The organism is Hydrogenophaga sp. FW305-3-2-15-A-LB1 (genome assembly GCF_058787875.1).
In genome coordinates this window covers 18,707-43,192 of sequence record NZ_JBYTAE010000055.1, presented here as the reverse complement: position 1 = coordinate 43,192, position 24,486 = coordinate 18,707, and the positions used below count along the sequence as shown (strand labels likewise).

Below are 24,486 nucleotides of genomic sequence, written 5' to 3'. Positions count from 1 at the left end.
ACGGCCCGCTCGCTCTCGGTCGCGACCGTGGCCAACATGAAGCAGAACCTGGCGTTCGCCTTCCTCTACAACGCCCTGGGCATTCCGCTGGCCGCGGGCCTGCTGTACCCGTTCACGGGCTGGTTGCTGTCGCCCATGATCGCCGCGCTGGCCATGAGCCTGAGCTCGGCCTCGGTGATCGGCAACGCCTTGCGGCTGCGCGGCGCGGCGATCCGCGAGGAGTGACCTTGCTTCCGCACCCGGCCTCTTGAGCCCGCGGGTCTTCAGGAGGCCTTGCGCCTGGGCGCGGGTGGGGGCTCGAGCATGTCGCTGGCCAGCAGCTCCCAGCGCGAGAACAGGCGCGGGAAGTGCGCCGCTTCCCCGCTCATCAGCTTGCGCACGCTCAAGCCACGCGCCATGGCGAAAGTCAGGAAGATGACGTCCTCGGCCTGTGCGGCCGGATGCCCTGCCTCGACGAAAACCTCCAGCCAGGCCCGCTCCACCGAGATGCGGTACTGACGCAGCAGCCGTTTGACCTCCACGCCCAGCGGTTGATCGCCGCCCACCATCATCAGATCGAGCGCGACGTAAAAGTCCTCGCCCAGGAAGAAGTCCTCGCTGTCCTCGATCAGCGCCTGCATCAGCCGGGTCGGCTTGGTGCGCGCGCGCGCGATGCGTTCGAGCGCCTTGCGCTGGCTCTCGATCAGTGTCGCCTCCAGGGCCTGCAGCACCAGCGCATCCTTCGACGGAAAGTGATGCGTCTGCGCACCGCGCGAGACGCCGGACACCTTGGCGGCTTCGGCGATGCGAAAGCCCGCATAGCGCTTCTGCCTGAGCAGCGCGATGGCGCCCTTGACGAGCTTCTGCTGCGTCAGTTGCGTGCGCTCGGCCTGTGTGCGCCGGTGCCGCGGCGACGGGGTGGAGGAGGGCGTGTCGGGAGTGCTCATGGAAGGAAGAAATAAACACGTCTGTTTGGAAGGTGACCCCCGTCGGGCCCATTACCGCTTCCTGATCGAGGCATTCTATCGAGGTATTTCCGCGTTTTCCCTAGTCGGATCGGGGTGCTTCAGGCCGCTTGTCCACGTATGATACAAACCATCCTGACTGTTTCTTTGTTGTTATGACCAGCCCTTCGACATCGCCGGTCCTGTGGTCCGAGTCGGCGTTTTCCCTGCCGATGTGCAACCTCGCGCGCTTCGACCTCATCTCGGTCCGGCTCGCGGTGGACTGCGTCAACGGCGGCAGCCTGACCGCGGCGGCGCAGGGCGCGCACCTGGCGCTGGCCGCGGCCAGCCGGCGCATCCGCGAACTCGAAGGCGCGTTTGGCGAGCCGCTGTTCGAGCGACATGCCAAGGGCCTGTCGGCCACCGAAGCGGGCCGTGTGTTCGCGCGCCACGGCATGGCGCTGTTGCAGACGCTGGACCTGCTGCGCTCCGAGCTGGCCGATCGGCGTTCGGGCATCACGCGGCACATCCGCCTGTGCGCGAGCACCGCCGCCATCACCCAGTTCCTGCCCACACCGCTGGCGGCGTACGGCCGGCTGCGGCCGCACGTGCGCGTGGACCTGGAGGAGCAGGTTTCGGAGGCGGTGGTCGCCGCCCTGCGCCAGGGCCGGGCCGACGTGGGCATCCTGGTCGAGGGGCCGAACGTCGATGGCCTGCAGGTGCTGCCCTTCCGGCGGGACGAGCTGGTGCTGCTGCTGCCCGCCCACCACCGCCTGGCTCATGACGCGGGGCCCATCGCCTTCGCCGACGTGCTGGACGAGGACCTGATCGGCCTGAACACCGGTGCGGCCATCCTGCTCAAGCAGCAGCAGACCGCGCTCGGAGCGGGCAAGCCGCTGCGCCTGCGCATGCAGGTACGCAGCTTCGACGCCGCCTGCCACCTGGTGGCGTCGGGCCTGGGCATCGCGGTGCTGCCGCAGGGCGCGACCGAGCCCATGGTGCGCGCGATGCCGTTGCGCGTCCGACCGCTGGCCGATCCGTGGGCCCAGCGCCAGATGCTGATCGCCTGCGCGCCGCGCGAGGACGATGCCGACCTCGCGGATTTCGTCGAGTACCTGGCGGCCGCTTCGCGGAATGCGAAGACCGAAGGGGCCATTCGCAAATGGACAGTGTGAGGGTGCGCGGACACACTGCCGACGCCATGAACCACACAGCTTCTTTCCCCCACGGCGAGCCGATCGCCGACGCGGCCGATGCCCCTGCCGGCGGCGCGCTCGCCGGCCTCAAGGTGCTCGAGCTCGGGCAGATCATCGCCGGCCCCTTCGCCGCCAAGACCCTGGCCGACTTCGGCGCCGAGGTGGTGAAGGTCGAGCCCACCGGCGCGGGCGATCCGCTGCGCAAGTGGCGCCTGCTCAAGGACGGCACCTCGGTGTGGTGGCAGGTGCAGTCGCGCAACAAGCGCTCGCTCGCGCTGGACCTGCGCTCGCCCGAAGGCCAGGCCATCGTGCGCGAACTCGCGGCCGCGGCCGATGTGCTGATCGAGAACTTCCGCCCTGGCGTGCTGGAGGCCTGGGGCCTGGACCCGGTCCAGCTGCTGGCGCGCAACCCGCGCCTGATCGTGGCCCGCGTGAGCGGCTACGGCCAGAGCGGCCCGTACAAGGACAAGCCGGGCTTCGGTGTGATCGGCGAGGCCATGGGCGGCCTGCGCCACCTGACGGCCGAGCCGGGCCGCGTGCCGGTGCGCGTGGGCGTGAGCATCGGCGACACGCTGGCTGCCCTGCACGCGGTGGTGGGCGTCCTCATGGCCTTGCACGAACGCGCCCGCAGCGGCCAGGGCCAGGTGGTGGATGTGGCGCTCTACGAGGCGGTGTTCAACTGCATGGAAAGCCTGCTGCCCGAATACAGCCTGTTCAACGAAGTCCGCCAGCCGGCTGGCAGCGCTCTGCCGGGCATCGCGCCCAGCAACGCCTACCTCTGCGCCGATGGTAGTCATGTGCTGATCGCCGGCAATGGGGACAGCATCTTCCGCCGCCTGATGGCCGTCATCGGCCGCCCCGACCTGGCGGAGGACGCCACGCTGGCCGACAACGCCGGGCGCGTGGCCCGGGCGCCGGAACTCGACGCCGCCATCGGCACGTGGACCGCGCGACTGACCCGGGCCGAGGCGCTGGCCGCGCTGGACGCGGCGCAGGTACCGGCCGGCCACGTCTACACCGTGGCCGACATCACGGACGACCCGCACTACCGCGCGCGCGGCATGATCGAGACGCTGCGCATGGACGACGGCACCCGCATCGACGTGCCCGGCATCGTGCCCAAGCTCCTGCGCACGCCGGGCAGCCATCGCCGCAACGCGCCGCGCCACGGCCAGGACACCGAAGCAGTGCTGAGCGAATTGGGCATGAACGCGCAGCGCATCGAGGCCCTGTGCCGCGCCGGTGTGGTCCAGCGGGAGGAGGGCGCATGACTGCGTTGCCCTCGCGGGTGCATTTCAACGAGGTCGTCGCGCGCGATGGCCTGCAGAACGAAGCCCGCTTCGTGCCCACGGCCGACAAGATCGCGCTCGTCGATGCGCTGAGCGACTGCGGCTTCGCGCGCATCGAGGTGACCGCCTTCGTCTCGCCCAAGGCGATCCCGCCGCTGGCCGATGCGCAGGAGGTCATGCAAGGCATCCGCCGCCAGACCGGCGTGTGCTACGCCGTGCTGGTGCCCAACGCCAGGGGCGCGGCGCGCGCACTGGACGCGCGCGCCGATGCGATCAACTTCGTGATGTCGGCCTCGGAGTCGCACAACCAGAGCAACCTGCGCATGCCACGCGAACGCAGCCTGGCCGCGCTGGCCGAGGTGCTGGCGGTGACCGCCGGGCAGGCCGAGGTGCAGGTGTCGATCTCCACCGCCTTCGGCTGCCCCATGGAAGGCGCGGTCGATGCGCAGGAGGTGCTGCGCCTGGCCGCGCGCATCGCCGGGTTGGGTGCGGGCGCGGTGCGCGCGCTCACCCTGTGCGACACCACCGGCATGGCGCATCCCGCGCAGGTGACGCAGCTGGTGGCCCTGCTGCGCGCGCGGCTGCCGCAACTGGCGCTGACGCTGCATTTCCACGACACCCGTGGCATGGCGCTGGCCAACATGCTGGCCGGCCTGCAGGCCGGTGTGACGCGCTTCGACGCCGCGCTCGGCGGGCTGGGTGGCTGCCCCTACGCACCCGGCGCCAGCGGCAACGCGTGCACGGAAGACGCGGTCCACATGTTCGCGGCCATGGGGCTGGACACCGGCGTGGACCTCGCGCGGCTGCTGCCCGTCTCGCGCCGCCTACCCGAGCTGGTCGGCCACGCGATCCACAGTCAGGTGGCGCGTGCCGGCCCTCTCCACACCCGCCACCCCGCACCCGCCCATCTCGCATGACAAGGACTTTTCCATGAATTCCTCTCTCTTGGCACCGGCCGCCCCCCGCGAGCAGGCCGCGCCGTTCGACCTGTTCCAGCTCCCAACGGCGTATTACGAAGATCCCTACCCGTACTTCCGCGCCTTGCGCGACGAGACGCCGGTGCATGCCAACAGCGATGGTTCGGTGCTGGTGACGCGCTACGCCGACGTGAAGGCCGTCTGGCGCGACCTCTCGGGCGTGGTCAGCCGCGACGCGGCCTACCGCGAGAAGTTCGGCGAAGGCCCGCTGCTGGAGCACCACACCACCAGCATGCTGTTCCGCGATCCGCCCGACCACGACCGCCTGCGTGACATCGTCAATCCTTTTTTCACGCCCACGGGCATCGAGCGGCTGCGCCAGAGCGTGCGCGAGATCGTGGACCAGCTGCTCGACGAACTCGATGGGCGCGGCGAAATCGACTACGTGGCCGACTTCGCCTCGCAGATTCCGGTGCAGGTGATCTGCGACATCTTTGGCGTGCCGCGCTCGGACGGTCCGCGCATCCGCGACCTCGGGGCCCAGGTGCTGTTCCCGCTCAACCCGCGCGTGACACCACAGGCCATCGCCGACGGCCACCAGGCCGCCGCCGGCTTCAAGGCCTACCTGCTGGAGCACATCAACGCCTGGCGCGCGCGGCCGGTGGAAGAGACGCCGAGCAACGTCATCAGCGCGCTCGTCAAGGCCGAGAAGAGCGGGCAGTCCATCAGCGAAAACGAGATGGTGCACATGTGCATCCTGCTGCTCAACGGCGGCCACGAGACCACCACCAACCTGATTGGCCTGTCCACGTTGGCGCTGCTGCGCAACCGCGACCAGTTCGAACGCATGGCCGGCGACGAGGTCATCGTCGGCACCGGCATCGAAGAATGCCTGCGCTACACCAGCCCGCTGCAGCTGCAGGGCCGGCGCACCACGCGCGAGATCGAGCTGCCCTCGGGCGCGCGCATCGCCGCCGGTGTCGAAGTGGTCATCGCGCAGGCCTCCGCCAACCGGGACGAGCGCGTGTTCACCGAGCCGGAGCGCTTCGACCTCGGCCGCCGTCCCAACCCGCACCTGGCGTTCGGTGCCGGCATCCACGTCTGCCTGGGCCGGCCGCTGGCGCGGCTGGAAGCGGCGATCGCGTTGCCGGCGATCACGCGGCGCTTCCCGAAGATGGACCTGCGCGCCGGCCTGGCTTTCAACCCCAATGCGCGCTTTCGCGGCATCCGCCGCATGCCGGTGGCCCTGTCATGAGCGCTCCGGTGGTCGTGGTGGGGGCCGGGCAGGCGGCCTGCCAGTTCGTGGCATCGCTGCGGCAGGGCGGGCATCAAGGTCCCTTGGTGGTGCTGGGGCAGGAAGCGTCGCCGCCGTACCAGCGCCCGCCGCTGAGCAAGGCCTTCCTGCGCGATGGCGACGCATCGGCACTGTTGCTGCGCCCCCTGTCGTTCTTCGACACCGCGCGCTGCGAGCTGCGCCTGGACACACGCGTGCAAGGCATCGATGTCCAGGCGGCCGAGGTGTTGCTGGCCGACGGCGAACGCCTGCCCTATGCCGCGCTGGTGCTGGCCACCGGCGCGCGCGCGCGGCGCCTGCCAGGGCTGGCCGCGGATGCACCGCGCGTGCACGTGCTGCGCTCGCTGGCCCATGCGCAGGCGCTGCGCGCCGGCCTGGGCGGCTGCCGCCGGCTGGCCGTCGTGGGAGGTGGCTACGTCGGGTTGGAGGTTGCTGCCGCGGCCCGGGCACAAGGCATCGACGTGACGGTGTTCGAGGCCGCGCTGCGCGTGATGCAGCGTTCGGTGGGCGAGGCCACGTCGCGGCGTGTGCAGCGCGTCCACGAGGACCAGGGTGTGCGCTTGCGCCTGGGCGTGTCGCTCGACGGCGTGCGGGCATCGGAGGAGGGCGTGTGGCTGGCATCCGGCGGCCAGACCGAGGCCTTCGACGCGCTGGTGGTGGGCATCGGGGCGTTGCCGCGCATCGAGTTGGCGCAGGCCGCGGGCATCGAGTGTGCTCGGGGCATCGTGGTGGACGAGCAGGGCCGGACCAGCGCGAGCGGTGTGTTCGCGATCGGCGACTGCACCGAGTCGCGCGACGGTGCGCGGCCACGGCTGGAGTCCGTGCAAGGCGCGATCGACCAGGCCAAGGCGGCGGCCGCCGCAATCGCCGGCCGCGCGCCGCCACCGCCCGCCGTGCCCTGGTTCTGGTCGGACCAGTACACGCACCGGCTCCAGGTCGCGGGCCTGCCCCAGGGGCACGACGCCGTGGTGCTGCGCCAGGGCGCGGGCGAGCGCGCGGTGGCGCAGTCCGTGTGGTACCTGCGTGGCGACCGCGTGCTGTGCGTCGAGGCGCTCGATGCGGCCGGCGATTTCATGGCCGGCCGCGCGCTCATCCGCACCGGCACGCCGGTGAACCCGGCGCAACTGGCCGATCCCTTGTTTCCGCTGCAACCCGCGTCCGCGTCCGCGTCGGCGCTCGTGGCGGCACCCGTGTGATGTTTTCAGGAACCGCTTTTCATGATCCACATTGAATTTCAGACCGCCGATGGCGAACAGCTGCGTTGCCAGGGCGACGAAGGCGCCTCGGTGATGGAGGTCGCCGTGGCGCACAACGTGCCCGGCATCGACGCCGACTGCGGCGGCGCCTGCGCCTGCGCCACCTGCCACGTGTACGTGGATGCCGAGGGCATGGCCCGGCTGCCACCGCGCGGCGAGCAGGAGCTCAAGATGCTCGCCTTCGCCGTGGGCGTGGAGGACGGCAGCCGCCTGGCCTGCCAGCTGGCCGTCAGCCGGGCCATCGACGGGCTGGTGCTGCGCGTGCCGGCTTCGCAGTACTGAGCGAGTGCACTTCTTTTTTCGCAACGATTCAAGGTTCCCTCATGAAACTCTGTCGATACGACGACGACCGCCTGGGCGTGGTGCGCGAGCAGACGCTGTACGACGTGACGGCCGCACTCGATGTGCTGCCGCAGGTGCGCTACCCACTGCCGCGCGTGGACCCGCTGATCGCCCATCTCGCGCAGGTGCGCGAAGCGATCGAGCGCCTGCTCCCCACCGCGAAGGCGCGCCCGCTGGCGGGCGCGCGCCTGCTCAGCCCGGTGGCCAACCCCGGCAAGATCGTGGCCGCACCCGTCAACTACGCCAGACACCTCGACGAGGCGCGCGCCCAGGCCGACATCCACCACCACCAGCAGGTGAAGGAGATCCGCCAGATCGGCCTGTTCCTCAAGGCCACCAGCTCCGTGGTCGGGCCCCATGAGGGCGTGGCGCTGCAGCACCTGGATCGGCGCAACGACCACGAGGCGGAGCTGGCGGTGGTCATCGGCAAGGCCGGGCGCAACATCACTCGCGCGCAGGCGCTGTCTCATGTGGCCGGTTACGCGGTGGGCCTGGACATGACGGCGCGTGGCCCCGAGGAGCGCAGCCTGCGCAAGTCGGTGGACAGCTTCACCGTGCTCGGGCCCTGGCTGGTCACCGCCGATGAAATCGCCGACCCGTCAAACATCGATTTCTGGCTCACCGTCAACGGCGAACCCCGCCAGTCGGCCAACACCCGCGACATGGTGCTGGACATCGGCACGCTGATCGAGTTCGCGTCTTCGTTCTACACGCTGCACCCGGGCGACGTGCTGCTCACCGGCACGCCCGAGGGCGTCGGCCCGGTGCTGCCCGGCGACCGCATCGATTGTGCTTTCGACGGCGTGGGGCAGATCAGCGTGCAGGTGCGCGCCGCCCAGCCGCAGCCGGAGTGCGTGGCATGACGGCCGCCGTGGTGCGGGGCGTGGCCCCATCGGCCCAGGCCGACCGCGCGGCCTTCTACGGCCGCATCGATGCGGGGCATTGCGCGCCCCTGTGGGAGGTGCTGCACGGCGTGGTGACCCGCACGCCCAAGACGCCCTGCCTGCCCCACCTGTGGTCGTGGGACACGGTGTGGCCCTGGCTGCAGGAGAGCGGGCGCCTGATCACCGCGCGCGAAGCCGAGCGCCGCGTCATCGTGCTGGAAAACCCCGGCCTGCGCGGGCAGACGCGTGTCACGCACAGCCTCTATGCGGGCCTGCAACTGATCCTGCCCGGCGAAGTCGCGCCCTCGCACCGGCATTCGCAATCGGCGCTGCGCTTCATCCTGCAGGGCGATGGCGCCTACACCACGGTCGACGGCGAGCGCGTCACCATGCACGTGGGTGATTTCGTCATCACGCCCTCCTGGACCTTCCACGACCATGGCAACCTCTCCAGCGAGCCCATGGTCTGGCTCGACGGGCTGGACCTGCCCATCGTCGAGTTGCTCGACGCCCAGTTCCGCGAGGACGGGGCGCAGGAGACCCAGGTGCCGCACGCCCACGCGGGCAGCAACCTCGCGCGTTTCGGCCAGACGCTCAAGCCGGTCGAGCACGTGAGCCGCTCGCGCACCTCGCCGCTGTTCTGGTACCCCTACGACCGCACGCGCGAGGCGCTGCACACGCTCGCGCGCGCCGAAGACCCGCACGCCTGCTGGGGCCATAAGCTGCAGTACACCAACCCATTGACCGGCGGCTGGGCCATGCCCACCATCGGCACCTTCATGCAGCTGCTGCCCGGCGGTTTTCGCGGTGCCGCCTACCGCGCCACCGATTCCACGGTCTACGCGGTCGTCGAGGGCCGGGGGCGTTGCACCGTGGGCGATCACGAGATGGCCTTCGGGCCGCGCGACGTGTTCGTGTGCCCTTCGTGGATGCCGTACCAGCTGGAGGCCGACGAAGACACCGTGCTGTTCAGCTATTCCGATCGGCCCGTCCAGCAGGCGCTGGACCTGTGGCGCGAATCCTTCCCCACCTAGAGCCCGCCCATGCAAGCCTCCACCTTTCCGAATCTCTCCGCCAACGTCGACGTGGTCGTCGTCGGCTCCGGCATCGCGGGCCTGACGGCCGCCGTCGTGGCGCGCGCGCTGGGCCGCCGTGTGCTGTTGCTGGAAAAAACCGCCCAGGTGGGCGGCACCAGCGCCACCTCCGGCGGCGCGGCCTGGCTGCCTGGCAACCGCCACGTGCCGGCCGAAACCGACCCCGAGGCGCCCATGACCTACCTCGCCCACCTCGTGGGCGAGCGCATGGATGCCGCGCAGGTGCGCGCCTGGCTGGAAGGCGGCATCGAGGCGGTCGACTTCCTCGAACAGCACAGCAGCGTGCGCTTTCGCCTCTACGGCGGCGCCGACTACCGCACCGACGTGCCCGGCGCCGGCATCAAGGGGCGCACGGTCTACCCCGAGCCCTTCGATGACCGCCAACTCGGCAAGGCCTACAAGCTCATCAAGAACCCGCTGCCCGCCATCACCGTGTTCCACGGCATGCAGACCGACAGCCGCGACCTCGCGCAGCTGAGCGCGGCGCTGCAGTCGCCCGGCGCCTTCCTCTACAGCGCCCGGCGGCTGTTCAAGCACTACTCGGACCTTTTGCTGTACGGCCGCTCCACGCGCCGCCAGCGCGGCAACGCGCTGATCGGCATGCTGCTGAAGTCGGCGCTGGACAGTGGCGTGGACCTGCGCGTGAACGCGCCGTTCATCCGGCTGATCCAGGACGCAGGCCGCGTGAGCGGCGTGGTCTTCGAGGAGAACGGTGTGCGTCAGGAAGTGCGCGCCGGCGCGGTGGTGCTGGCCTCGGGTGGGTTTTCGGGCGATCCGGTGATGCGCGCGGCACACACCGCCTACGCCGCCGAGCACATCGGCCTGCCGCCCGAGAGCAACGTGGGCGACGGCCTGCGCCGCGCCATGGACGTGGGTGGGCGCATGGCCCAGGGCAATGTGTCGGACTACTGCCGCGCACCGGTCTCCGTGCTGCGCCGCAAGAACGGCGAGGTGGTCAAGCACCCGCACTTCCGGCTGGACCGCTGCAAGCCGGGCGCCATCGTGGTGGACGCCCACGGCCGGCGCTTCGTCAACGAGGCTTGCTCGTACCACGACTTCGTGATGGCCATGCACGCGGCCGGCGCGGTGCCGGCCTACCTGATCGGCGACCAACGATTTCTGCGCAAGTACGGCATGGGCCTGGTGCGGCCGTTCCCGTTTCCCTACCGCTCCTTCGTCCGCGAGGGCTACCTCGTGCAGGCGCCCACGCTGGCCGCGCTGGCCGAAAAATTGGGCATCGACGCCGCCGGCCTGCAGGCCTCGGTCGAGCGGCTCAACGGCTATGCGCGCACTGGCGTCGACCTCGAGTTCCGCAAGGGTGCGGACATCTACAGCCGGGGCGACGGCGATCCGGCGCACGGCCCCAACCCCTGCCTGGGCGAGATCGCGCAGGGGCCGTTCTACGCGGTGCGCCTCTACCCGGGGGACAGCAGCACGACCTGCGGCCTGGTCACCGACACGCACGCCCGCGTGCTGGATGCCGACAACGCACCGATCCCTGGCCTGTACGCCTGCGGCGTGGACATGAACAACCCCAGCCTGGGCACGCACCCTGCCGCGGGCTGCAACCTCGGGCCGGCCATCGCCTTCGCCTACCGGGCCGCGCGCCACATCGTGGACTCGGCGGGCACACCGTCGGCTGCTTCGCAGAACGCGAAGCCCGCGCGGGCCAAAAGCGAATGGACCGGGGCAGGGGCCGCCGCCACACTCGATTGAACGCCATCCCCGCTGTTCACCCCACTTCCAGAACACGAACCATGCGCCTCCACCTGCCCACCCTCCTGCTGGCCGCCGTGCTGCCCCTGACGGCCCTGGCCAATGACTTTCCCACGCGTGTCATCAAATTCGTCGTGCCCCACGGCACCGGCGGCGGCACCGACCTGGTGGCGCGCGTGCTGGCCCAGAAGATGTCGCCTTCCCTGGGCCAGCCCATCGTGGTCGAGAACCGGCCCGGCGCGGGCACGCAGACCGGTGCCGAGTACGTGGCTTCCTCGCCGCCCGATGGGCACACCATCATGCTGTCGTCGTCCTCGGTGCTGACCATCCCCTACCTGCGCAAGACGCGCTTCGAGCTGCCGCGCGACTTCACGCCCATCGGCCAGGTGGGGCTGGGCACCTTCGCGCTGGTCGTCAACCCCAGGCTGCCGTTCCGCACCCTGGCCGAGTTCATCGAAGCCGCCAAGGCGAACCCGGGCAAGTACACCTACGGCTCCGCCGGCATGGGCTCGGCCGGGCACCTGGCGCTGGAACTGCTCAAGAGCAAGACCGGCATCGAGCTCGTGCACGTGCCCTACAAGAGCAGCGGCGACATCGCCCAGGCCCTGCTGAGCGGGCAGATCGACGTGTCGATCGACATCCTCACGATCCAGAAGGCGCTGATCGACACCCAGAAGGTGAGGGCGCTGGCGACCACCGGGCTCGCGCGCGACCCCAACCTGCCGCAGCTGCCCACCTTCAACGAGACCGGCGTGGTGCCCGGCGGTTACCACATGACCTACTGGTACGGGCTCTTCGTCCCGGTGCGCACACCCGCGGCCGTGGTGCAGCGCCTGCAGCGCGAGTTCACCACCGCGATGAAGGACCCCGAGATCCTGCAGCGCGTGAAGGACTTCGTGCTGCTGCCTTCCGAACTGGGCCCCGCGCAGTTCAAGGACAACGTGGCGACCGAGGCCGCCATGTGGAAGAAGCTGATCGAAAGCAACGACATCCGCGGCGACTGACACCCGCGGCGTCAGCGAACGGGCAGCCAGACCCGACCCGACGACCACCCCCCAGGAGACCGACATGAGAAGAACATTCCTTCGCGGCGTGATGCACGCCCTCGCCCTCGCCGGCATCGCGGCCGTCGCCCCCACGACCCTGGCCGCCGACTACCCGGAACGCGTGGTCCGCCTCGTGGTGCCGCAAGGCCCGGGCGGCGGCACCGACCTCGTGGCCCGGCTGATCGCGCAACGCCTGGCGACACCGCTGGGCCAGGCCGTGATCGTGGAAAACAAACCCGGCGGCGGCACGCAGCTGGGCACGGAATTCGTCGCCGCCGCGCCCGCCGACGGCCACACCGTGCTGCTCACCGCCTCGCCCGTGGTGCTGCTGCCCTACCTGCGCAAGACCCGCTTCGATTTCCTGCGCGACTTCGTGCCCATCGGCCAGGTGGGCGTGGGCAACTTCGCGCTGGTGGTCAACCCGAAGCTGCCGTTCCGTACCGCGCCCGAATTCCTGGCCGCCGTGCGGGCCAACCCCGGCAAGTACACCTTTGGGTCGGCCGGTGTGGGTTCGGCCGGCCACCTGGCGCTGGAGCTGCTCAAGGCCCGCGCCGGGCTGGAGATGGTGCACGTGCCCTACAAGAGCAGTGGCGAGGTTGCGCAGGGCGTGGCCAGCGGCCAGATCGACAGCTCGATCGACAACCTCACCACGCAGAAGGTGCAGATCGCTGCGCAGACCGTGCGTGGCCTGGCCACCACCGGCCTGGCGCGCGATCCCGGCCTGCCCGAGCTGCCCACGCTGCAGGAACTCAACCTGATTCCCGGCGGCTACACCATGACCTACTGGTACGGCATGTTCGTGCCCACGCGCACGCCCGCGCCCGTGGTCGCGCGGCTGCGCAGCGAGTTCGCGGCCATGATGGCCGAGCCGAAGATGCAGGAGCAGATCCGCGGCATGAGCCTGGTGCCCTCCGCCTTCAAGGCCGAGGAATTCGGCACCCACCTCGCGGCGGAGGCGGCCATGTGGAAGGGCATCATCAGCGCAGCTCGGATTGAAATGCCTTGAGAGGCGGCGGGTGAGGTAGGCTTCATGGATGAATCAGTCCAGCTTCGAATTTGACCTGCCGGGCCCGTTGGAGCCCCTGCCCGTGCCCGCCGCCCCCTCTGTCTCGCGTGCCAGACGGGCCAAGCCGGCGCCCTGCGCCCCGCTCCCGCCCACACTTACCCTGGAGGAGATGGCGCAACGCCTGGAGCGGAACCCCGACTTCCGCGTCCTGCGCCGCCTCGTGCCCGTCACGGACTACGGCCCCGCGCAGGCCGGGCAGGCCGCGTCGGGCAGCCGGCGCGTGCTGGTGCTCGACACCGAGACCACCGGCCTGTCGCACCAGGCCGACAAGATCATCGAACTGGCCATGCTGCTGGTGGACGTGGACCTCGCCTCGGGCCTGCCGTTCGGGCCGGTGACGCTGTTCGAAGGCTTTGAAGACCCGGGCATGCCGATCCCGGCCGTGGCCCAGCAGGTGACCGGCATCAGCGACGACATGGTGGCCGGGCACCGGCTGGACGATGCGCAGGTCGAGGCCCTGGTGGCCCAAGCCGATCTCATCGTGGCGCACAACGCCGGCTTCGACCGCCCTTTCGTGGAAGCGCGCTTCCCCGGCTTCGCGGCCAAGGCCTGGGCCTGCTCCTTCGCGGACATCAACTGGAAGGCCGCGGGCGCCGAGTCGGCCAAGCTCAGCGCGCTGGCGCAGAACCACGGCTGGTTCTACGACGCCCACCGCGCCCAGGTGGATTGCCACGCCCTGCTGCAGGTGCTCTCGCGGCCCGTGGGCCCGCAGGGCCCGGCCACCGGCCTGAACCGGCTGATCTCGGTGGCGACCCAGGCCAGCTTCAAGCTGCGCGCCACCGGCTCGCCGTTCGAGTCCAAGGACCTGCTCAAGGCCCGGGGCTACCGGTGGGACGGCGACGCCAAGGTCTGGTACTGCACCCTGGCCGACCAGGAACGCCTGGACGCCGAACTCGAATGGCTCAAGGCCGAGGTCTATGGCCGGCGCCAGGCGCGCGTGGAGATCGAGGCCCTGGACGGCCTGGTGCGCTACTCGGCCAGACCGGGCGTGGTGTCGCAAAGAGGGCTGTAAGAACCCCTTTCCCGGGCGCAGCGGCCCTGGCTTTGTCCTTTACAGTGGCCCCACCATGTCCCAAGCCGACGACGACAGCCTCTCGCCCATCGCTCCCCTGCGTCTGCCGGTGTTCCGCATGTTGTGGACCACCTGGCTCATGGCCAACATCTGCATGTGGATGAGCGAGGTGGCGGCGGCCTGGATGATGACCTCGCTGACCACCAAGCCGCTGTGGGTGGCGCTAGTGCAGACGGCCGCCACCTTGCCCGTGTTCCTGCTCGGCCTGCCCAGCGGGGCGCTGGCCGACAACCTGGACCGCAAGCGCTACTTCCTCTTCACCCAGCTGTGGGTGGCGGCGGTGGCCACCCTGCTGAGCGTGGTCATCTTCCTCGACGTGATGACGCCCCCGCTGCTGCTGGTGCTGATCTTCGCCAACGGCATCGGCATGGCGATGCGCTGGCCGGTCTTCTCGGCCATCGTGCCCGAGCTCGTGCCCCGCTCGCAGCTGCCGGCGGCGCTCGGGCTCAATGGCGTGTCGATGAACGCCTCGCGCATCATCGGCCCGCTGGTCGCCGGCGCGCTGATCGCCAGCGCCGGCAGCGCCTGGGTCTTCCTGTTCAACGCGCTGCTGTCGATCGGGGCGGCCATCATCATCAGCCGCTGGAAGCGCGAGCACACCCCCAACCCGCTGGGCCGCGAGCGCCTGGGCTCGGCGATGCGCGTGGGCCTGCAGTACGTGGCGCAGTCCTACCTGCTCAAGGGCGTGCTGCTGCGCATCTCGATCTTCTTCTTCCACTCCACCGCGCTGATGGCCCTGCTGGCCCTGATCGCGCGCGGCATGCAGGACGGCGGCGCCGGCACCTTCACCCTGCTGCTGGCGGCCATGGGCGCGGGCGCCATCACCTCCACCGCTTTCCTGCCGCGCCTGCGCCGCCGCTACTCGCGCGACGGCCTGGTGCTGCGCGGCGCCGCGGTGCAGGCCACGGCGATGGCCGTCATGGCCGTGACCCACCAGCTCTGGATCGCCGTGCCCGCGATGTTCCTCGGCGGCGCGGCCTGGATCACCGTGGCCAACACGCTCAGCGTGTCGATCCAGATGGGCCTGCCCGACTGGGTGCGCGCGCGCGGCATGTCGATCTACCAGATGTCCATCATGGGCGGCAGCGCGGCGGGCGCGGCGCTCTGGGGCCAGGTCGCCACCTGGACCAGCGTGCCCATCTGCCTGGGCATCGCCGCCGTCAGCGGCATCAGCGCCATGGCGGCCGTCAACCGCTGGATGCCCGACGCCGGGCTGGAAGACGACCTCACCCCCAAGCGCATCTTCCCCGCCCCGTCGACCCCCGAGCCGCCGGGGCATGGCCATGTGATGGTCAGCATCGAGTACCGCGTCGACCCCGCGCGCGCGGCGGAATTCCGGTTGCTGATGCTCAACGAAAGCCGGCGCGGCCGGCTGCGCCACGGCGCCCTGTCCTGGGAGCTGCTGCACGACATCAACGACCCGGGCCGCTTCGTCGAGGTCATCGTCGACGAGTCGTGGACGGACCACCTGCGCCGCTTCGACCGCGTCACCGCCGCCGACGTCGCGCTGCGCGACCGCAAGCTCGCCTTTCACCTCGGCGACGAACCGCCGCGCGTCACCCGCTGCCTGATGGAAACCACCGTCTGAACGGCGGCGCGCAGGCCGTTCAGCGCTCGATCGGCCGCTCGGCCTCGGTCAGTTCACGGCGCGCCTCGTCCAGCTTGGCCTGGCGCTCGGCCAGCTTCTTCGGGTCGCCTTTCTGCTGGGCCTCGCGCAGGCTCTTCTCGCGCTCGGCCACCTTCTTCTGCGCCTGTCTGATCTCGGCGCTGCGCTCTTTCTCCAGCGACGCGTCGGTGCAGTTGGCCTGGTTGGCGCGCAAGGCCTTCTTCAGCCCGGCCACTTCCTGCTTGCGGCCGTGCTCGGTGGCGTTGGCCAGCTGGGCCTCGATGTTGCGGCGCTTGGCCTGGCAGGCGGAAGAGGGCTCGTTGGCCAGCGTCGGCGCGGCGAACACCAGCAGGGCAGAGGCGCAGCACAGGGCGGCGATGGCTTTCATGGGCGGTTCCTTCCTGAGGGGATGAAGCGGCCATCATAGGCCCGCGCGCTATGGGCCGGCGCCGGCCTTCTGCGAGAGATCGCGCGCGGCCTCCAGGAGCCATTGCGCGATGCGCCTGACCTGCGCGTCGTCCACGCGCGCGCTCGGGCCGTACACCGCGAGCGAGCCCACCACCTTGGCGCCGGCCGAGAAAAACGGCGCGGCGATCGCCACCGCGCCCCGGATCAGCTCGTCGCGGCTGATCGCATAGCCGGCCTCGCGGATGCGCACCAGCTCGTCCAGGTAGGCCTTCTGGCGCGCCTTCGGGATGCGGCCCTCGATGTAGTGCAGCGCATCGGGCGCGAACGCGAGAATGGCGCGCCCGCTCGCGCCCAGGATCACCTTCTCGCTGTGGCCCACGCCGCGCTTGAAGCTCAGCGGCTGCGCGCTCGGCATCTCCGCCACACACACCCGCTCCTCGCCGTGGTGCACCAGCAGCGCCACCGTCTCGCCCGTCTGTTCCCACAGGCGCCGCATCATGGGCTGCGATAGCGTGGCCAGGTCCAGGCCCGAGGTCCACATGTGCGCCAGGTGCGCCACCGACGGGCCGAGCTGGAAACGCTGCGGCTCGCCCACGGACACGATGAAACCGCGCAGCTCCAGCGTGCGCAGCAGCCGGTACAGCGTGGGGCGGCTCAGGTCCACGCGCTTGAGCAGCTCGCTCGCGCTCAGCTGCCGGTCGCCCGCGCGAAAGGCCATCAGGATGTCCAGCGCGCGGTCCACGGCGCGCACGCCTTCGTTGCTCTTGTCGATGCTCATCGCCATCTCCCGGGTGTTGGAGCCCACATTGTATGAAATGCGTCCGCCTGATGGACAGTCAGCTCATTTTCTTTGACATGGATCAAGTGGGATTTCTAGAATGGACACCTGTCTCACCTGACGTACAAGCAACCCACCCCACGGAGTCCCCCAGTGAACAAGGAAATGTCTGAAACGCTCACCCGCGTCGGTCCCGGCACCCGCATGGGCAACCTCATGCGCCGCTACTGGGTGCCCGCGCTGGCATCGAGCGAAATCCCCGAGGCCGACGGGCCGCAGGTGCGCGTACAGCTGCTCGGCGAGAAGCTGCTGGCCTTTCGCAACACCGACGGCAAGGCCTGCCTGATCGGCGAGTTCTGCTCGCACCGCGGCGTCTCGCTCTACTTCGGCCGCAACGAGGAAAACGGCATCCGCTGCGCGTACCACGGTGTGAAGTTCGACGGCGATGGACAGTGCGTGGACGTGCCTTCCGCGCCGCAGGCCTGCGCGCGCATGCACATCAAGGGCTACCCCTGCGTCGAGCGCGGCGGCATCGTCTGGACCTACATGGGCCCGGCCGACCAGCAGCCCGCGCCGCCCGAGCTGGAGTGGTGCACGCTGCCGCCCGAACACGTGTTCGTCTCCAAGCGCCTGCAATACAGCAACTGGCTGCAGGCCATGGAAGGCGGCATCGACACCGCCCACGTGTCCTACGTGCACCGCTTCGAGGTCGACACCGACCCCATGCACCAGGGCGTCAAGGCGCTGGACTACATCAAGGCCGACGGCAACGTGAAGTTCGAGATCGAGCAGACGCCCTTCGGCCTGAGCCTGTTCGGCCGCCGCAACGGCGAGCCCGATTCCTACTACTGGCGCATCACGCAGTGGCTGTTCCCCTGGTTCACGCTCATCGCGCCGTTCGGCGACCACGCGCTGGGTGGCCATGTGTGGGTGCCGATCGACGACCACAACTGCTGGGCCTGGAGCATCAACTGGCAACCCGGCCAGCCGCTCACCGAGGAAGAGCGCACCGCGATGCAGGAGGGCAAGGGCATCCACGTCGAGTACGAGGCGCCGGGCAGCTTCATCCCCAGGCAGAACCGCGACAACGACTACGGCATGGACCGCGTGGCGCAGCGCGAAGACCGTTCCTACAGCGGCGTCTTCGGCTTCTCCGCGCAGGACTACTCGCTGCAGGAAAGCATGGGCACCATCCAGGACCACGAGGCCGAGAAACTGCTGCCCACCGACAAGGCCATCGTGATGGCGCGCCGCATGCTGCACGAAGCCGCGCTCGGCCTGGAGCAGGGCCAGACGCCGCCCGCGCTCGACGCCAGCGCGCAGCATGTGCGCCCCGCCGGCGTGCTGCTGCCCAAGGAGCAGGACCCCGTGGCCTGGGCGCGCGAGGAACTCGCCGACGCCACGAAGAAACCGGTCTTCAGCCTCTGAGCGGCTTCCCCTTTTCCCCCACGACAGACCAACACAGGAGACACCCATGAAGTCCCATCTCAAACTCGCGGCCGCCGTCGCGCTCGCGGCCTGCGCGGCCACCTCGGCCTGGGCGCAAGGCGCCGACTGGCGCCCGAGCAAGCCGGTGCGCATCATCGTGCCCATCGTCGGCAGCACCAACGACGTGCTCGCGCGCCTGATCGGCCCCGAGCTGCAGAAGGCGTTCGGCCAGCCCTTCGTGGTCGAGAACAAGCCCGGCGCGGGCGGCAACATCGGCGCTTATGAAGTGGCGCGCTCCGCGCCCGATGGGCACACGCTGCTGATCGGCTACAACGGTCCGCTGGCGATCAACGTCACGCTGTTCGACAAGATGCCCTACGACCCGGTGAAGGACCTGGCCCCGATCACGCTCGCGGTGAAGGCGCCGCAATACCTGGCGGTGAACCCCGCCTCCGGTTTCACCGACGTCAAGGACTTCATCGCCAAGGCCAAGGCCAACCCGACGAAATACACCTACGGCTCGATCGCCATGGGCAGCGCCTCGCACCTCACCATGGAAATGATGAAGTCGGCGGCGGGCTTCCACATGACGCACGTGCCCTACCGGGGCGCGGGCCCGGCCGTCACCGACCTGATCGCGGGCAACATCCAGGCCGGCTTCTTCGTGCCGGGCAACGTGCAGGGCTTCGTGAAGGAAGGCCGCCTCAAGCTGCTGGCCTCCACCGGCCCCAAGCGCTTTCCCAGCACGCCCGATGTGCCCACGCTCGCCGAGTCCGGCCTGAAGGACTTCGAGGCCACCTCGTGGATCGGCCTGCTCGCACCCGCCGGCACGCCACCGGCCATCATCAACCGCTACAACGAAGAGATGGTGCGCATCCTGAACTCGCCCGAGATCCAGAAGCGCCTGCACGAGATGGAGTTCGACATCATCGCGGGCTCGCCCAAGCAGTTCAGCGACTGGATCGGCACCGAGATCGTGCGCTGGGGCAAGGTCATCAAGGCCACCGGCGCCAAGGCGGAGTGAGCGACCCATGAGCGAACCCCAACGCGAACCCCGTCTGGCGGGCAAGACCGCGCTGATCACCGGCGGGGGCGCCGGCATCGGCGCCGCCGCGGCCCGGCTGTTCTGCCGCGAAGGCGCGGCCGTGCTGCTGGTGGACGCCGACGCCCAGGCCCTGGCGCGCACCCAGGAAAGCATCCTGCAGGCCATGCCGCAAGCGCGCGTGAGCACCGTTGCCGCCAACGTGGCCGACGAGGCCGCCGCGAAAGCGGCGGTGGCGCAGTGCACCGGGCAATGGGGTGGGCTCGACATCCTGGTCAACAACGCGGCCATGCGCAACTACACCGCCGCCGCCAACGCCACGGCCGCCGAATGGCAGGCCATGGTGGGCGTGAACCTGGTGGGCATGTCCAACTACTGCGGCGCGACCCTGCCGGCCCTGCGGCACAGCGGCGCGGGCGCCATCGTCAACGTCTCGTCCTGCTACGCCGTGACCGGGCGCAAGGGCATGGCGCTGTACGACGCGACCAAGGCGGCTCAGCTCGCGTTCACGCGCAGCCTGGCCTTCGAGGAAGCGCCGCACGGCGTGCGCGCCAACGCCGTCTGCCCCGGCTCCACACTGACCGACTTCCACGTCGGCCGCGCGCAGGGCTCGGGCAAGAGCGTCGAACAGCTCAAGACCGAGCGCAAGGACACCTCGCTCATCGGCCGCTGGGCGTCGCCCGAGGAGATCGCCTGGCCCATCGTGTGGCTGGCCTCGGGCGAGGCCTCCTTCATCACCGGCACCACGCTGATGGTCGACGGTGGGCTGCACATCATGTGAGGCGCCAGCGATGTCGTCCATCCCCTTGCAGGCCCTGGTCTACAACCTCCGGCACGAGGCCTCCGGCATCGTCAGCGTCGAGCTGCGCCCCGTGGCGCCGGCCACGGCCTTCCCGGTGGTGGAGGCCGGTGCCCACATCGACCTGCACCTGGGCAATGGCCTGGTGCGCAGCTACTCGCTCACCAACCCGGGCGAGAGCCACCGCTGCGTGGTCGCCGTGCTCAACGACCGGCACAGCCGGGGCGGCTCGCGCTACGTGCACGAGCAGCTGCGCGTGGGCCAGGTCATCGCCATCGGTGCGCCGCGCAACCACTTCCGGCTGCAGGAAGACGCGCCGCGCAGCGTGCTGCTGGCCGGCGGCATCGGCGTCACACCGGTGTTCGCCATGCTCCAGCGCCTGGCCGAACTGCAGCGCCCGGCCTGGCTCATCTACTGCGCGCGCAGCCGCAAGGAAGCGGCCTTCGTGGCCGACATCGAGGCCCTGGTGCGGGCGCACCCCGCGCTGTCGCTGCGCTGCCACTTCGACGACGAACACGGCGGGCCACCCGACCTCGTGCAACTGCTCGACGGCCACGCCAAGGACACCCACTTCTACGCCTGCGGCCCGGCGCCCATGCTCGACGCCTACGAACGCGCCTGCGCGCAACTGGGCCAGGCGAACGTGCACCTGGAACGCTTCGCCGCCGGCGCGCCCGTGGCCGACACCACGGCCGCGGTGGGCTACAGCGTGGAACTGCGCAAGTCCGGCAAGACCGTGCAGGTCGCGCCCGGCGTGGTGCTGCTCGACGCCTTGCTCGACGCCGGCGTGACCCTGGACCACAGCTGCCGCGAAGGCGTGTGCGGCGCCTGCGAGACCAAGGTCATCTCGGGCGACGTGGAGCACCACGACCTCATCCTCACCCAGCAGGAGCGCGCGGCCAACAAGTCCATGATGGTCTGCGTCTCGCGCTGCCGCTCGGGCCGCCTCGTGCTCGACGCCTGAGCCCACCCCACCCGCCGCGCGGCCCTTGCGCGGCTCTTTTTTCGGCGGTAATATAACAACGTTACTGAAACGTACCGTTGATACATGAACCCTCCCCCATCGAGTTCCACCGGCCCCTGGGCGTCCAGCGTGCGCGACATGAAGCGCGTGGCCATCCTCGCCGCCGCGAGCGAGGTGTTTGGCGAAGAGGGCCTGCAGGGCGCCACCATGCGCCAGATCGCGCAGCGCGCCGGCTGCACCACCGGCGCCATCTACCCGCTGTTCGCGAGCAAGGAGCTGATCTACGCCGAGCTGCTCGCCACCTCGCTGGCCGACCTGCACGCCCACGTGTCCGCCGCCGCCAGCGGCGCGGGCGCGGGCCTGCCGCACGAGCGCGCCGCCAAGGCCTTTCTCGACCACTACCTCGCGCGCCCCTACGAGGTGAACCTCGGCCTCTACGCCTTCAACGGCCTGAAGAAACTCGGCGTCGGCAAGGAACACGACCTCGCGCTCAACAAGGCGCTGATGGACACCCTGGTGCTGCTCTCGCCGCACGCCCGGCGCAGCCGCCACAGCCCGCCCGACGCCGAGGCCATGGCCACCTTCGCGCAGCTCATCGGCACGCTGGTGCTGCACCAGGCCGGGCGCCTGCAATTCGCCAAGCTTTCCCCCAGGCAGCTCATCGAGCATTCATTGACCACCCGCCGGCGCGCCGCCGGACAGCAGGAGACATGACACATGGCAGTGCGAACCGAAAAGAACGGCCCGGTCTGGACCATCGTCCACAGCCGGTTTGACGAAGCGCGCAACGCGATGGACCCCGAGAGCGCCGATGCCCTCGTGGCCGCGCTGCAGGCCTTCGACAAGGACTCAAGCGCCTCCGTGGCCGTGCTCTGGGGCGAGGGCGGCGCCTTCTGCGCCGGCTGGGACCTGAAGTACGCCAGCACCCTGAACGACCGCGAGAAGTTCGACGCCGACATCTCGCGCGGCCTGGCCTTCCCCATGGGCGCCAACGACGCGCCGCGCGGCCCGCTCGGGCCCACGCGGCTCGAACTCTCCAAACCCGTCATCGCCGCCGTGGAAGGCCCGGCCGTCGCCGGCGGCATGGAGCTCGCGCTGTGGTGCGACATCCGCGTCATGGCCGACACCGCCTACTTCGGCGTCTACTGCCGGCGCTGGGGCATCCCCTTGCTGGACGGCGGCTCCGTGCGCCTGCCCCGGCTCGTGGGCCAGGGCCGCGCGATGGAAATCATCCTCACCGGCCGCAAGGTGCCGGCCACCGAAGCGCTGGCCATCGGCATGTGCGAGAAGGTGGTGGGCGAGGGCGGTGCGCGCGCGGCCGCCGAGGCCATGGCGCAGGAGATCGCGCGCTTCCCGCAGGCCGCTGTGCGCGCCGACCGCCGCACCGTGCACGAAACCTACGGCCTGCCCCTGCGCGAAGCCATGCGCCGTGAATGGCACAACGGCGTGGAGGCGCACTGGGAGCAGGGCGCCGACGGCGCGGGCCGCTTCGCCGCCGGCCTGGGCCGCAGCGGCGATTTCAAGACGATCTAGAAGCACCCCCCTGCGCCGCTGCGCGGCTTCCCCCCTCCGTGGCGCGCCTTCGGCGCTTCGAGGGGGGACGGCATCTTGGGCCGGCGAAGCCGGACCCTCGATGCCTCTGGTGGGCGTTGCTTCAGGCGCCCTGCGGCGCGGGCTGGGCCGAGGCCGGCAGGCCGAAGATCTTGTCGAACGCCAGGTTGAACACGAAGGTGTAGACCAGGAAGAACACGATCAGGCCCAGGTCCAGCACGAAGGCCTGCCAGAGCGAGATGTCCAGCCACCAGGCGAACAGCGGCACCAGCGTGATCACCAGGCCCCCTTCGAAACCGATGGCGTGCGCCACGCGGCGCAGCACGCTGCGCCCGCGCTTGGCCTGGCGCGCCTCCCAGCGCTCGAACAAGGTGTTGTAGACCAGGTTCCAGATCACCGCGATGGCCGAAGCGGCAATGGCCGCCACGCTCGCGTGGCCCATGTTGGCGCCCGACAGCAGGGCCAGGCCCGTGGTGGACATGGTGATGGCGATGATCTCGTAGAGGGTGATGTAGACGACTTTGCGTTTGATGCCTTGCATGGCGAACTCCGATTTCCCTGGCCTCCGGGCCAGTGTGGCTGAGGCAATGAGCGCATGGTAGGTCGGCTTGGCTGACGATAAAAGTCAGATACTTTCAGAAAATCTGATAAGTTAGCCGCCATGGCCTTTTCCAGCGACAACGTGCGCGTCTTCCTCGCGGTGCTCGACGCCGGCTCGTTTTCGGCCGCCGCGCGCCAGCTCGGGCGCGTGCCCTCGGCCGTGAGCATGACCATTGCCCACCTGGAAGCCGAGCTCGATCTCGTGTTGTTCGACCGCAGCGCGCGCGAACCCAGACCCACCGACGTGGCGCGCGCGCTGGAGCCGCAGGCCCGGCAGCTCGCCAGCCAGCTGCGCCAGCTGCAGGCGCACGCCGAAGGCCTGCACCAGGGGCTGGAGCGCCAGCTCACCATCGCCATCGCGCCCGAGCTGCTGTCCGCACCCTGGAGCCAGCCGCTGGCCGTGCTGGCCACCGAGTTCCCCGCGCTCATCGTCGAAGTGCTGTCCGCCCCGCAGGCCGATGCGCTGCGCATGCTGCACGCGGGCGACGCGCAGCTCGCGCTCGTGTTCGAGCGCCCGGGCACCGATGAGCGCGAAGGCTTTCAGGAACTGGGTCAGGAAATCCTGGTGGCGGTGATTTCACCTTCTCACCCCGAGGTGCGGGCGCGCCAGGGCCAGCTGCAGCTGAACGACCTGATCGACATCCGCCAGATCGCCGTGGTCAGCCGCGACCCGCGCGGGCGCGACCCCCGCCTGCTGCTCTCGCGCCACATCTGGCGCACCGACAGCCACCTCGCCACGCTCAGCCTGGTGCAGGCCGGCCTGGGCTGGGCCTACCTGCCGCGCAGCCTCATCGCGCCCATGGTGGCGGCCGGCACGCTGACGGAAATCCGCTTCAACAACATCAGCAACCAGCTGCGCGTGTGGGTGGACGTGGTGTGGCACACCGACCGGCCCATGGGCCTCGGTGCCAAGCGCTTCATCGAGTTGATGCGGCAGGCCGCGACGAGCGGAGCGGCCTGAGCCGGGCGCTCAGACCAGCGCGTTGACCTGCGTGCCCAGCGAGCCGCCGCTGGCCAGCGGCAGGGCGGCCGGCAAGGCGTTGAGCATCGCCATGGCGCTGGACGACTGGATGTCCTGCGCCTTCTTCAGCACCTGGATCTGCACTTCGCTGGTGACCTGATCGCGCTTCATGTCGGCGACGGCGTGAACAAGGGCGGCGGGAGAAACGTCCATGGGGCTTCCAAGCGGGGAGAAAAGATGCCTCTTGTATCGGC

The 24,486-nt window shown here is 70.0% G+C and carries 25 protein-coding genes and 1 pseudogene; 21 read left to right on the top strand and 5 right to left on the bottom strand.

Features of this window, described 5'->3' with window-relative positions:
- Positions 1-225 (top strand): annotated as a pseudogene (locus AC3WPZ_RS17455) (copper-transporting ATPase); the annotation flags it as partial.
- Positions 226-263: 38 nt separating this feature from the next.
- Here AC3WPZ_RS17455 and AC3WPZ_RS17450 read toward each other — a convergent pair.
- Positions 264-926, bottom strand: coding sequence for a TetR/AcrR family transcriptional regulator (locus AC3WPZ_RS17450; protein ID WP_382322107.1), 663 nt, complete (start codon positions 924-926; stop codon positions 264-266).
- A 173-nt stretch (positions 927-1,099) separates the two neighbouring features.
- On the opposite strand from AC3WPZ_RS17450, the gene AC3WPZ_RS17445 reads away from it, so the two are divergent.
- The 13 genes from AC3WPZ_RS17445 (at position 1,100) to AC3WPZ_RS17385 (ending at position 15,683) form a co-directional block, all read left to right on the top strand.
- Positions 1,100-2,098 (top strand): LysR family transcriptional regulator, encoded by a 999-nt coding sequence (locus AC3WPZ_RS17445; protein WP_492440770.1) that lies wholly within the window; start codon positions 1,100-1,102, stop codon positions 2,096-2,098.
- 26 nt (positions 2,099-2,124) lie between these two features.
- Complete coding sequence (locus AC3WPZ_RS17440) at positions 2,125-3,390, top strand: CaiB/BaiF CoA transferase family protein (RefSeq protein ID WP_492440768.1); 1,266 nt, start codon at positions 2,125-2,127, stop codon at positions 3,388-3,390.
- Positions 3,387-4,325, top strand: coding sequence for a hydroxymethylglutaryl-CoA lyase (locus AC3WPZ_RS17435; RefSeq protein ID WP_492440766.1), 939 nt, complete (start codon positions 3,387-3,389; stop codon positions 4,323-4,325). The genes AC3WPZ_RS17440 and AC3WPZ_RS17435 overlap by 4 nt, the downstream gene beginning before the upstream one ends.
- A 13-nt stretch (positions 4,326-4,338) precedes the next feature.
- The gene (locus AC3WPZ_RS17430) at positions 4,339-5,580 is read left to right on the top strand and encodes a cytochrome P450 (protein ID WP_382322103.1); all 1,242 of its coding nucleotides are present in this window, start codon (positions 4,339-4,341) and stop codon (positions 5,578-5,580) included.
- Entirely contained in the window at positions 5,577-6,815 is a 1,239-nt protein-coding gene (locus tag AC3WPZ_RS17425) for an NAD(P)/FAD-dependent oxidoreductase (protein ID WP_492440764.1), read from the top strand. Before AC3WPZ_RS17430 ends, AC3WPZ_RS17425 begins: the two co-directional genes overlap by 4 nt.
- A gap of 21 nt (positions 6,816-6,836) precedes the next feature.
- Complete coding sequence (locus AC3WPZ_RS17420) at positions 6,837-7,157, top strand: 2Fe-2S iron-sulfur cluster-binding protein (RefSeq protein WP_382322101.1); 321 nt, start codon at positions 6,837-6,839, stop codon at positions 7,155-7,157.
- A 41-nt stretch (positions 7,158-7,198) separates the two neighbouring features.
- Positions 7,199-8,080 (top strand): fumarylacetoacetate hydrolase family protein, encoded by an 882-nt coding sequence (locus AC3WPZ_RS17415; RefSeq protein WP_444687554.1) that lies wholly within the window; start codon positions 7,199-7,201, stop codon positions 8,078-8,080.
- The gene (gene gtdA, locus AC3WPZ_RS17410) at positions 8,077-9,135 is read left to right on the top strand and encodes a gentisate 1,2-dioxygenase (RefSeq protein WP_492440761.1); all 1,059 of its coding nucleotides are present in this window, start codon (positions 8,077-8,079) and stop codon (positions 9,133-9,135) included. The genes AC3WPZ_RS17415 and gtdA overlap by 4 nt, the downstream gene beginning before the upstream one ends.
- A 9-nt stretch (positions 9,136-9,144) precedes the next feature.
- On the top strand, positions 9,145-10,911 hold the full coding sequence (locus AC3WPZ_RS17405; protein ID WP_492440759.1) for an FAD-dependent oxidoreductase: 1,767 nt from the start codon (positions 9,145-9,147) through the stop codon (positions 10,909-10,911).
- A 41-nt stretch (positions 10,912-10,952) separates the two neighbouring features.
- Positions 10,953-11,915: a Bug family tripartite tricarboxylate transporter substrate binding protein gene (locus AC3WPZ_RS17400; protein ID WP_382322097.1), complete on the top strand. Its 963-nt coding sequence runs from the start codon at positions 10,953-10,955 to the stop codon at positions 11,913-11,915.
- A gap of 64 nt (positions 11,916-11,979) precedes the next feature.
- The gene (locus tag AC3WPZ_RS17395) at positions 11,980-12,963 is read left to right on the top strand and encodes a Bug family tripartite tricarboxylate transporter substrate binding protein (protein WP_444687550.1); all 984 of its coding nucleotides are present in this window, start codon (positions 11,980-11,982) and stop codon (positions 12,961-12,963) included.
- A 28-nt stretch (positions 12,964-12,991) separates the two neighbouring features.
- On the top strand, positions 12,992-14,035 hold the full coding sequence (locus AC3WPZ_RS17390) for a 3'-5' exonuclease (RefSeq protein WP_492440757.1): 1,044 nt from the start codon (positions 12,992-12,994) through the stop codon (positions 14,033-14,035).
- A 55-nt stretch (positions 14,036-14,090) separates the two neighbouring features.
- Positions 14,091-15,683, top strand: a complete 1,593-nt coding sequence (locus AC3WPZ_RS17385; RefSeq protein WP_444687549.1) for an MFS transporter — start codon at positions 14,091-14,093, stop codon at positions 15,681-15,683.
- A 19-nt stretch (positions 15,684-15,702) separates the two neighbouring features.
- Here AC3WPZ_RS17385 and AC3WPZ_RS17380 read toward each other — a convergent pair whose 3' ends face one another.
- Both AC3WPZ_RS17380 and AC3WPZ_RS17375 read right to left on the bottom strand, forming a co-directional pair.
- Positions 15,703-16,089, bottom strand: coding sequence for a DUF1090 domain-containing protein (locus AC3WPZ_RS17380; protein WP_382322095.1), 387 nt, complete (start codon positions 16,087-16,089; stop codon positions 15,703-15,705).
- Between the two features lie 48 nt (positions 16,090-16,137).
- On the bottom strand, positions 16,138-16,887 hold the full coding sequence (locus AC3WPZ_RS17375) for an IclR family transcriptional regulator (protein ID WP_382153793.1): 750 nt from the start codon (positions 16,885-16,887) through the stop codon (positions 16,138-16,140).
- 153 nt (positions 16,888-17,040) lie between these two features.
- Between AC3WPZ_RS17375 and AC3WPZ_RS17370 the strand changes: the two genes are divergently transcribed.
- From AC3WPZ_RS17370 to AC3WPZ_RS17345, 6 genes are all read left to right on the top strand, one after another.
- Positions 17,041-18,315, top strand: a complete 1,275-nt coding sequence (locus tag AC3WPZ_RS17370) for a Rieske 2Fe-2S domain-containing protein (protein WP_382153795.1) — start codon at positions 17,041-17,043, stop codon at positions 18,313-18,315.
- A gap of 46 nt (positions 18,316-18,361) precedes the next feature.
- Positions 18,362-19,339: a Bug family tripartite tricarboxylate transporter substrate binding protein gene (locus tag AC3WPZ_RS17365; protein WP_382322093.1), complete on the top strand. Its 978-nt coding sequence runs from the start codon at positions 18,362-18,364 to the stop codon at positions 19,337-19,339.
- Between the two features lie 7 nt (positions 19,340-19,346).
- A complete protein-coding gene (locus AC3WPZ_RS17360) occupies positions 19,347-20,138 on the top strand; it encodes an SDR family NAD(P)-dependent oxidoreductase (protein ID WP_444687546.1) in 792 nt (263 codons plus the stop codon).
- Positions 20,139-20,148: 10 nt separating this feature from the next.
- A complete protein-coding gene (locus tag AC3WPZ_RS17355) occupies positions 20,149-21,120 on the top strand; it encodes a PDR/VanB family oxidoreductase (protein WP_492440753.1) in 972 nt (323 codons plus the stop codon).
- Between the two features lie 84 nt (positions 21,121-21,204).
- The gene (locus tag AC3WPZ_RS17350) at positions 21,205-21,834 is read left to right on the top strand and encodes a TetR/AcrR family transcriptional regulator (RefSeq protein WP_444687544.1); all 630 of its coding nucleotides are present in this window, start codon (positions 21,205-21,207) and stop codon (positions 21,832-21,834) included.
- A 3-nt stretch (positions 21,835-21,837) separates the two neighbouring features.
- Complete coding sequence (locus AC3WPZ_RS17345; RefSeq protein ID WP_382322089.1) at positions 21,838-22,653, top strand: crotonase/enoyl-CoA hydratase family protein; 816 nt, start codon at positions 21,838-21,840, stop codon at positions 22,651-22,653.
- 121 nt (positions 22,654-22,774) lie between these two features.
- Here the strand turns inward: AC3WPZ_RS17345 and AC3WPZ_RS17340 are convergent, their stop codons facing one another.
- Positions 22,775-23,212, bottom strand: a complete 438-nt coding sequence (locus tag AC3WPZ_RS17340; RefSeq protein WP_444687543.1) for a PACE efflux transporter — start codon at positions 23,210-23,212, stop codon at positions 22,775-22,777.
- 120 nt (positions 23,213-23,332) lie between these two features.
- Here AC3WPZ_RS17340 and AC3WPZ_RS17335 point away from each other — a divergent pair, with 120 nt between their 5' ends.
- Positions 23,333-24,232 carry a LysR family transcriptional regulator gene (locus AC3WPZ_RS17335; RefSeq protein WP_444687542.1) on the top strand — a complete coding sequence of 300 codons (900 nt, stop codon included), beginning with the start codon at positions 23,333-23,335 and terminating at the stop codon, positions 24,230-24,232.
- A 9-nt stretch (positions 24,233-24,241) separates the two neighbouring features.
- Here the strand turns inward: AC3WPZ_RS17335 and AC3WPZ_RS17330 are convergent, their stop codons facing one another.
- Positions 24,242-24,445 (bottom strand): putative motility protein, encoded by a 204-nt coding sequence (locus AC3WPZ_RS17330; RefSeq protein WP_291112721.1) that lies wholly within the window; start codon positions 24,443-24,445, stop codon positions 24,242-24,244.
- Between the last annotated feature and the right edge of the window lie 41 nt (positions 24,446-24,486).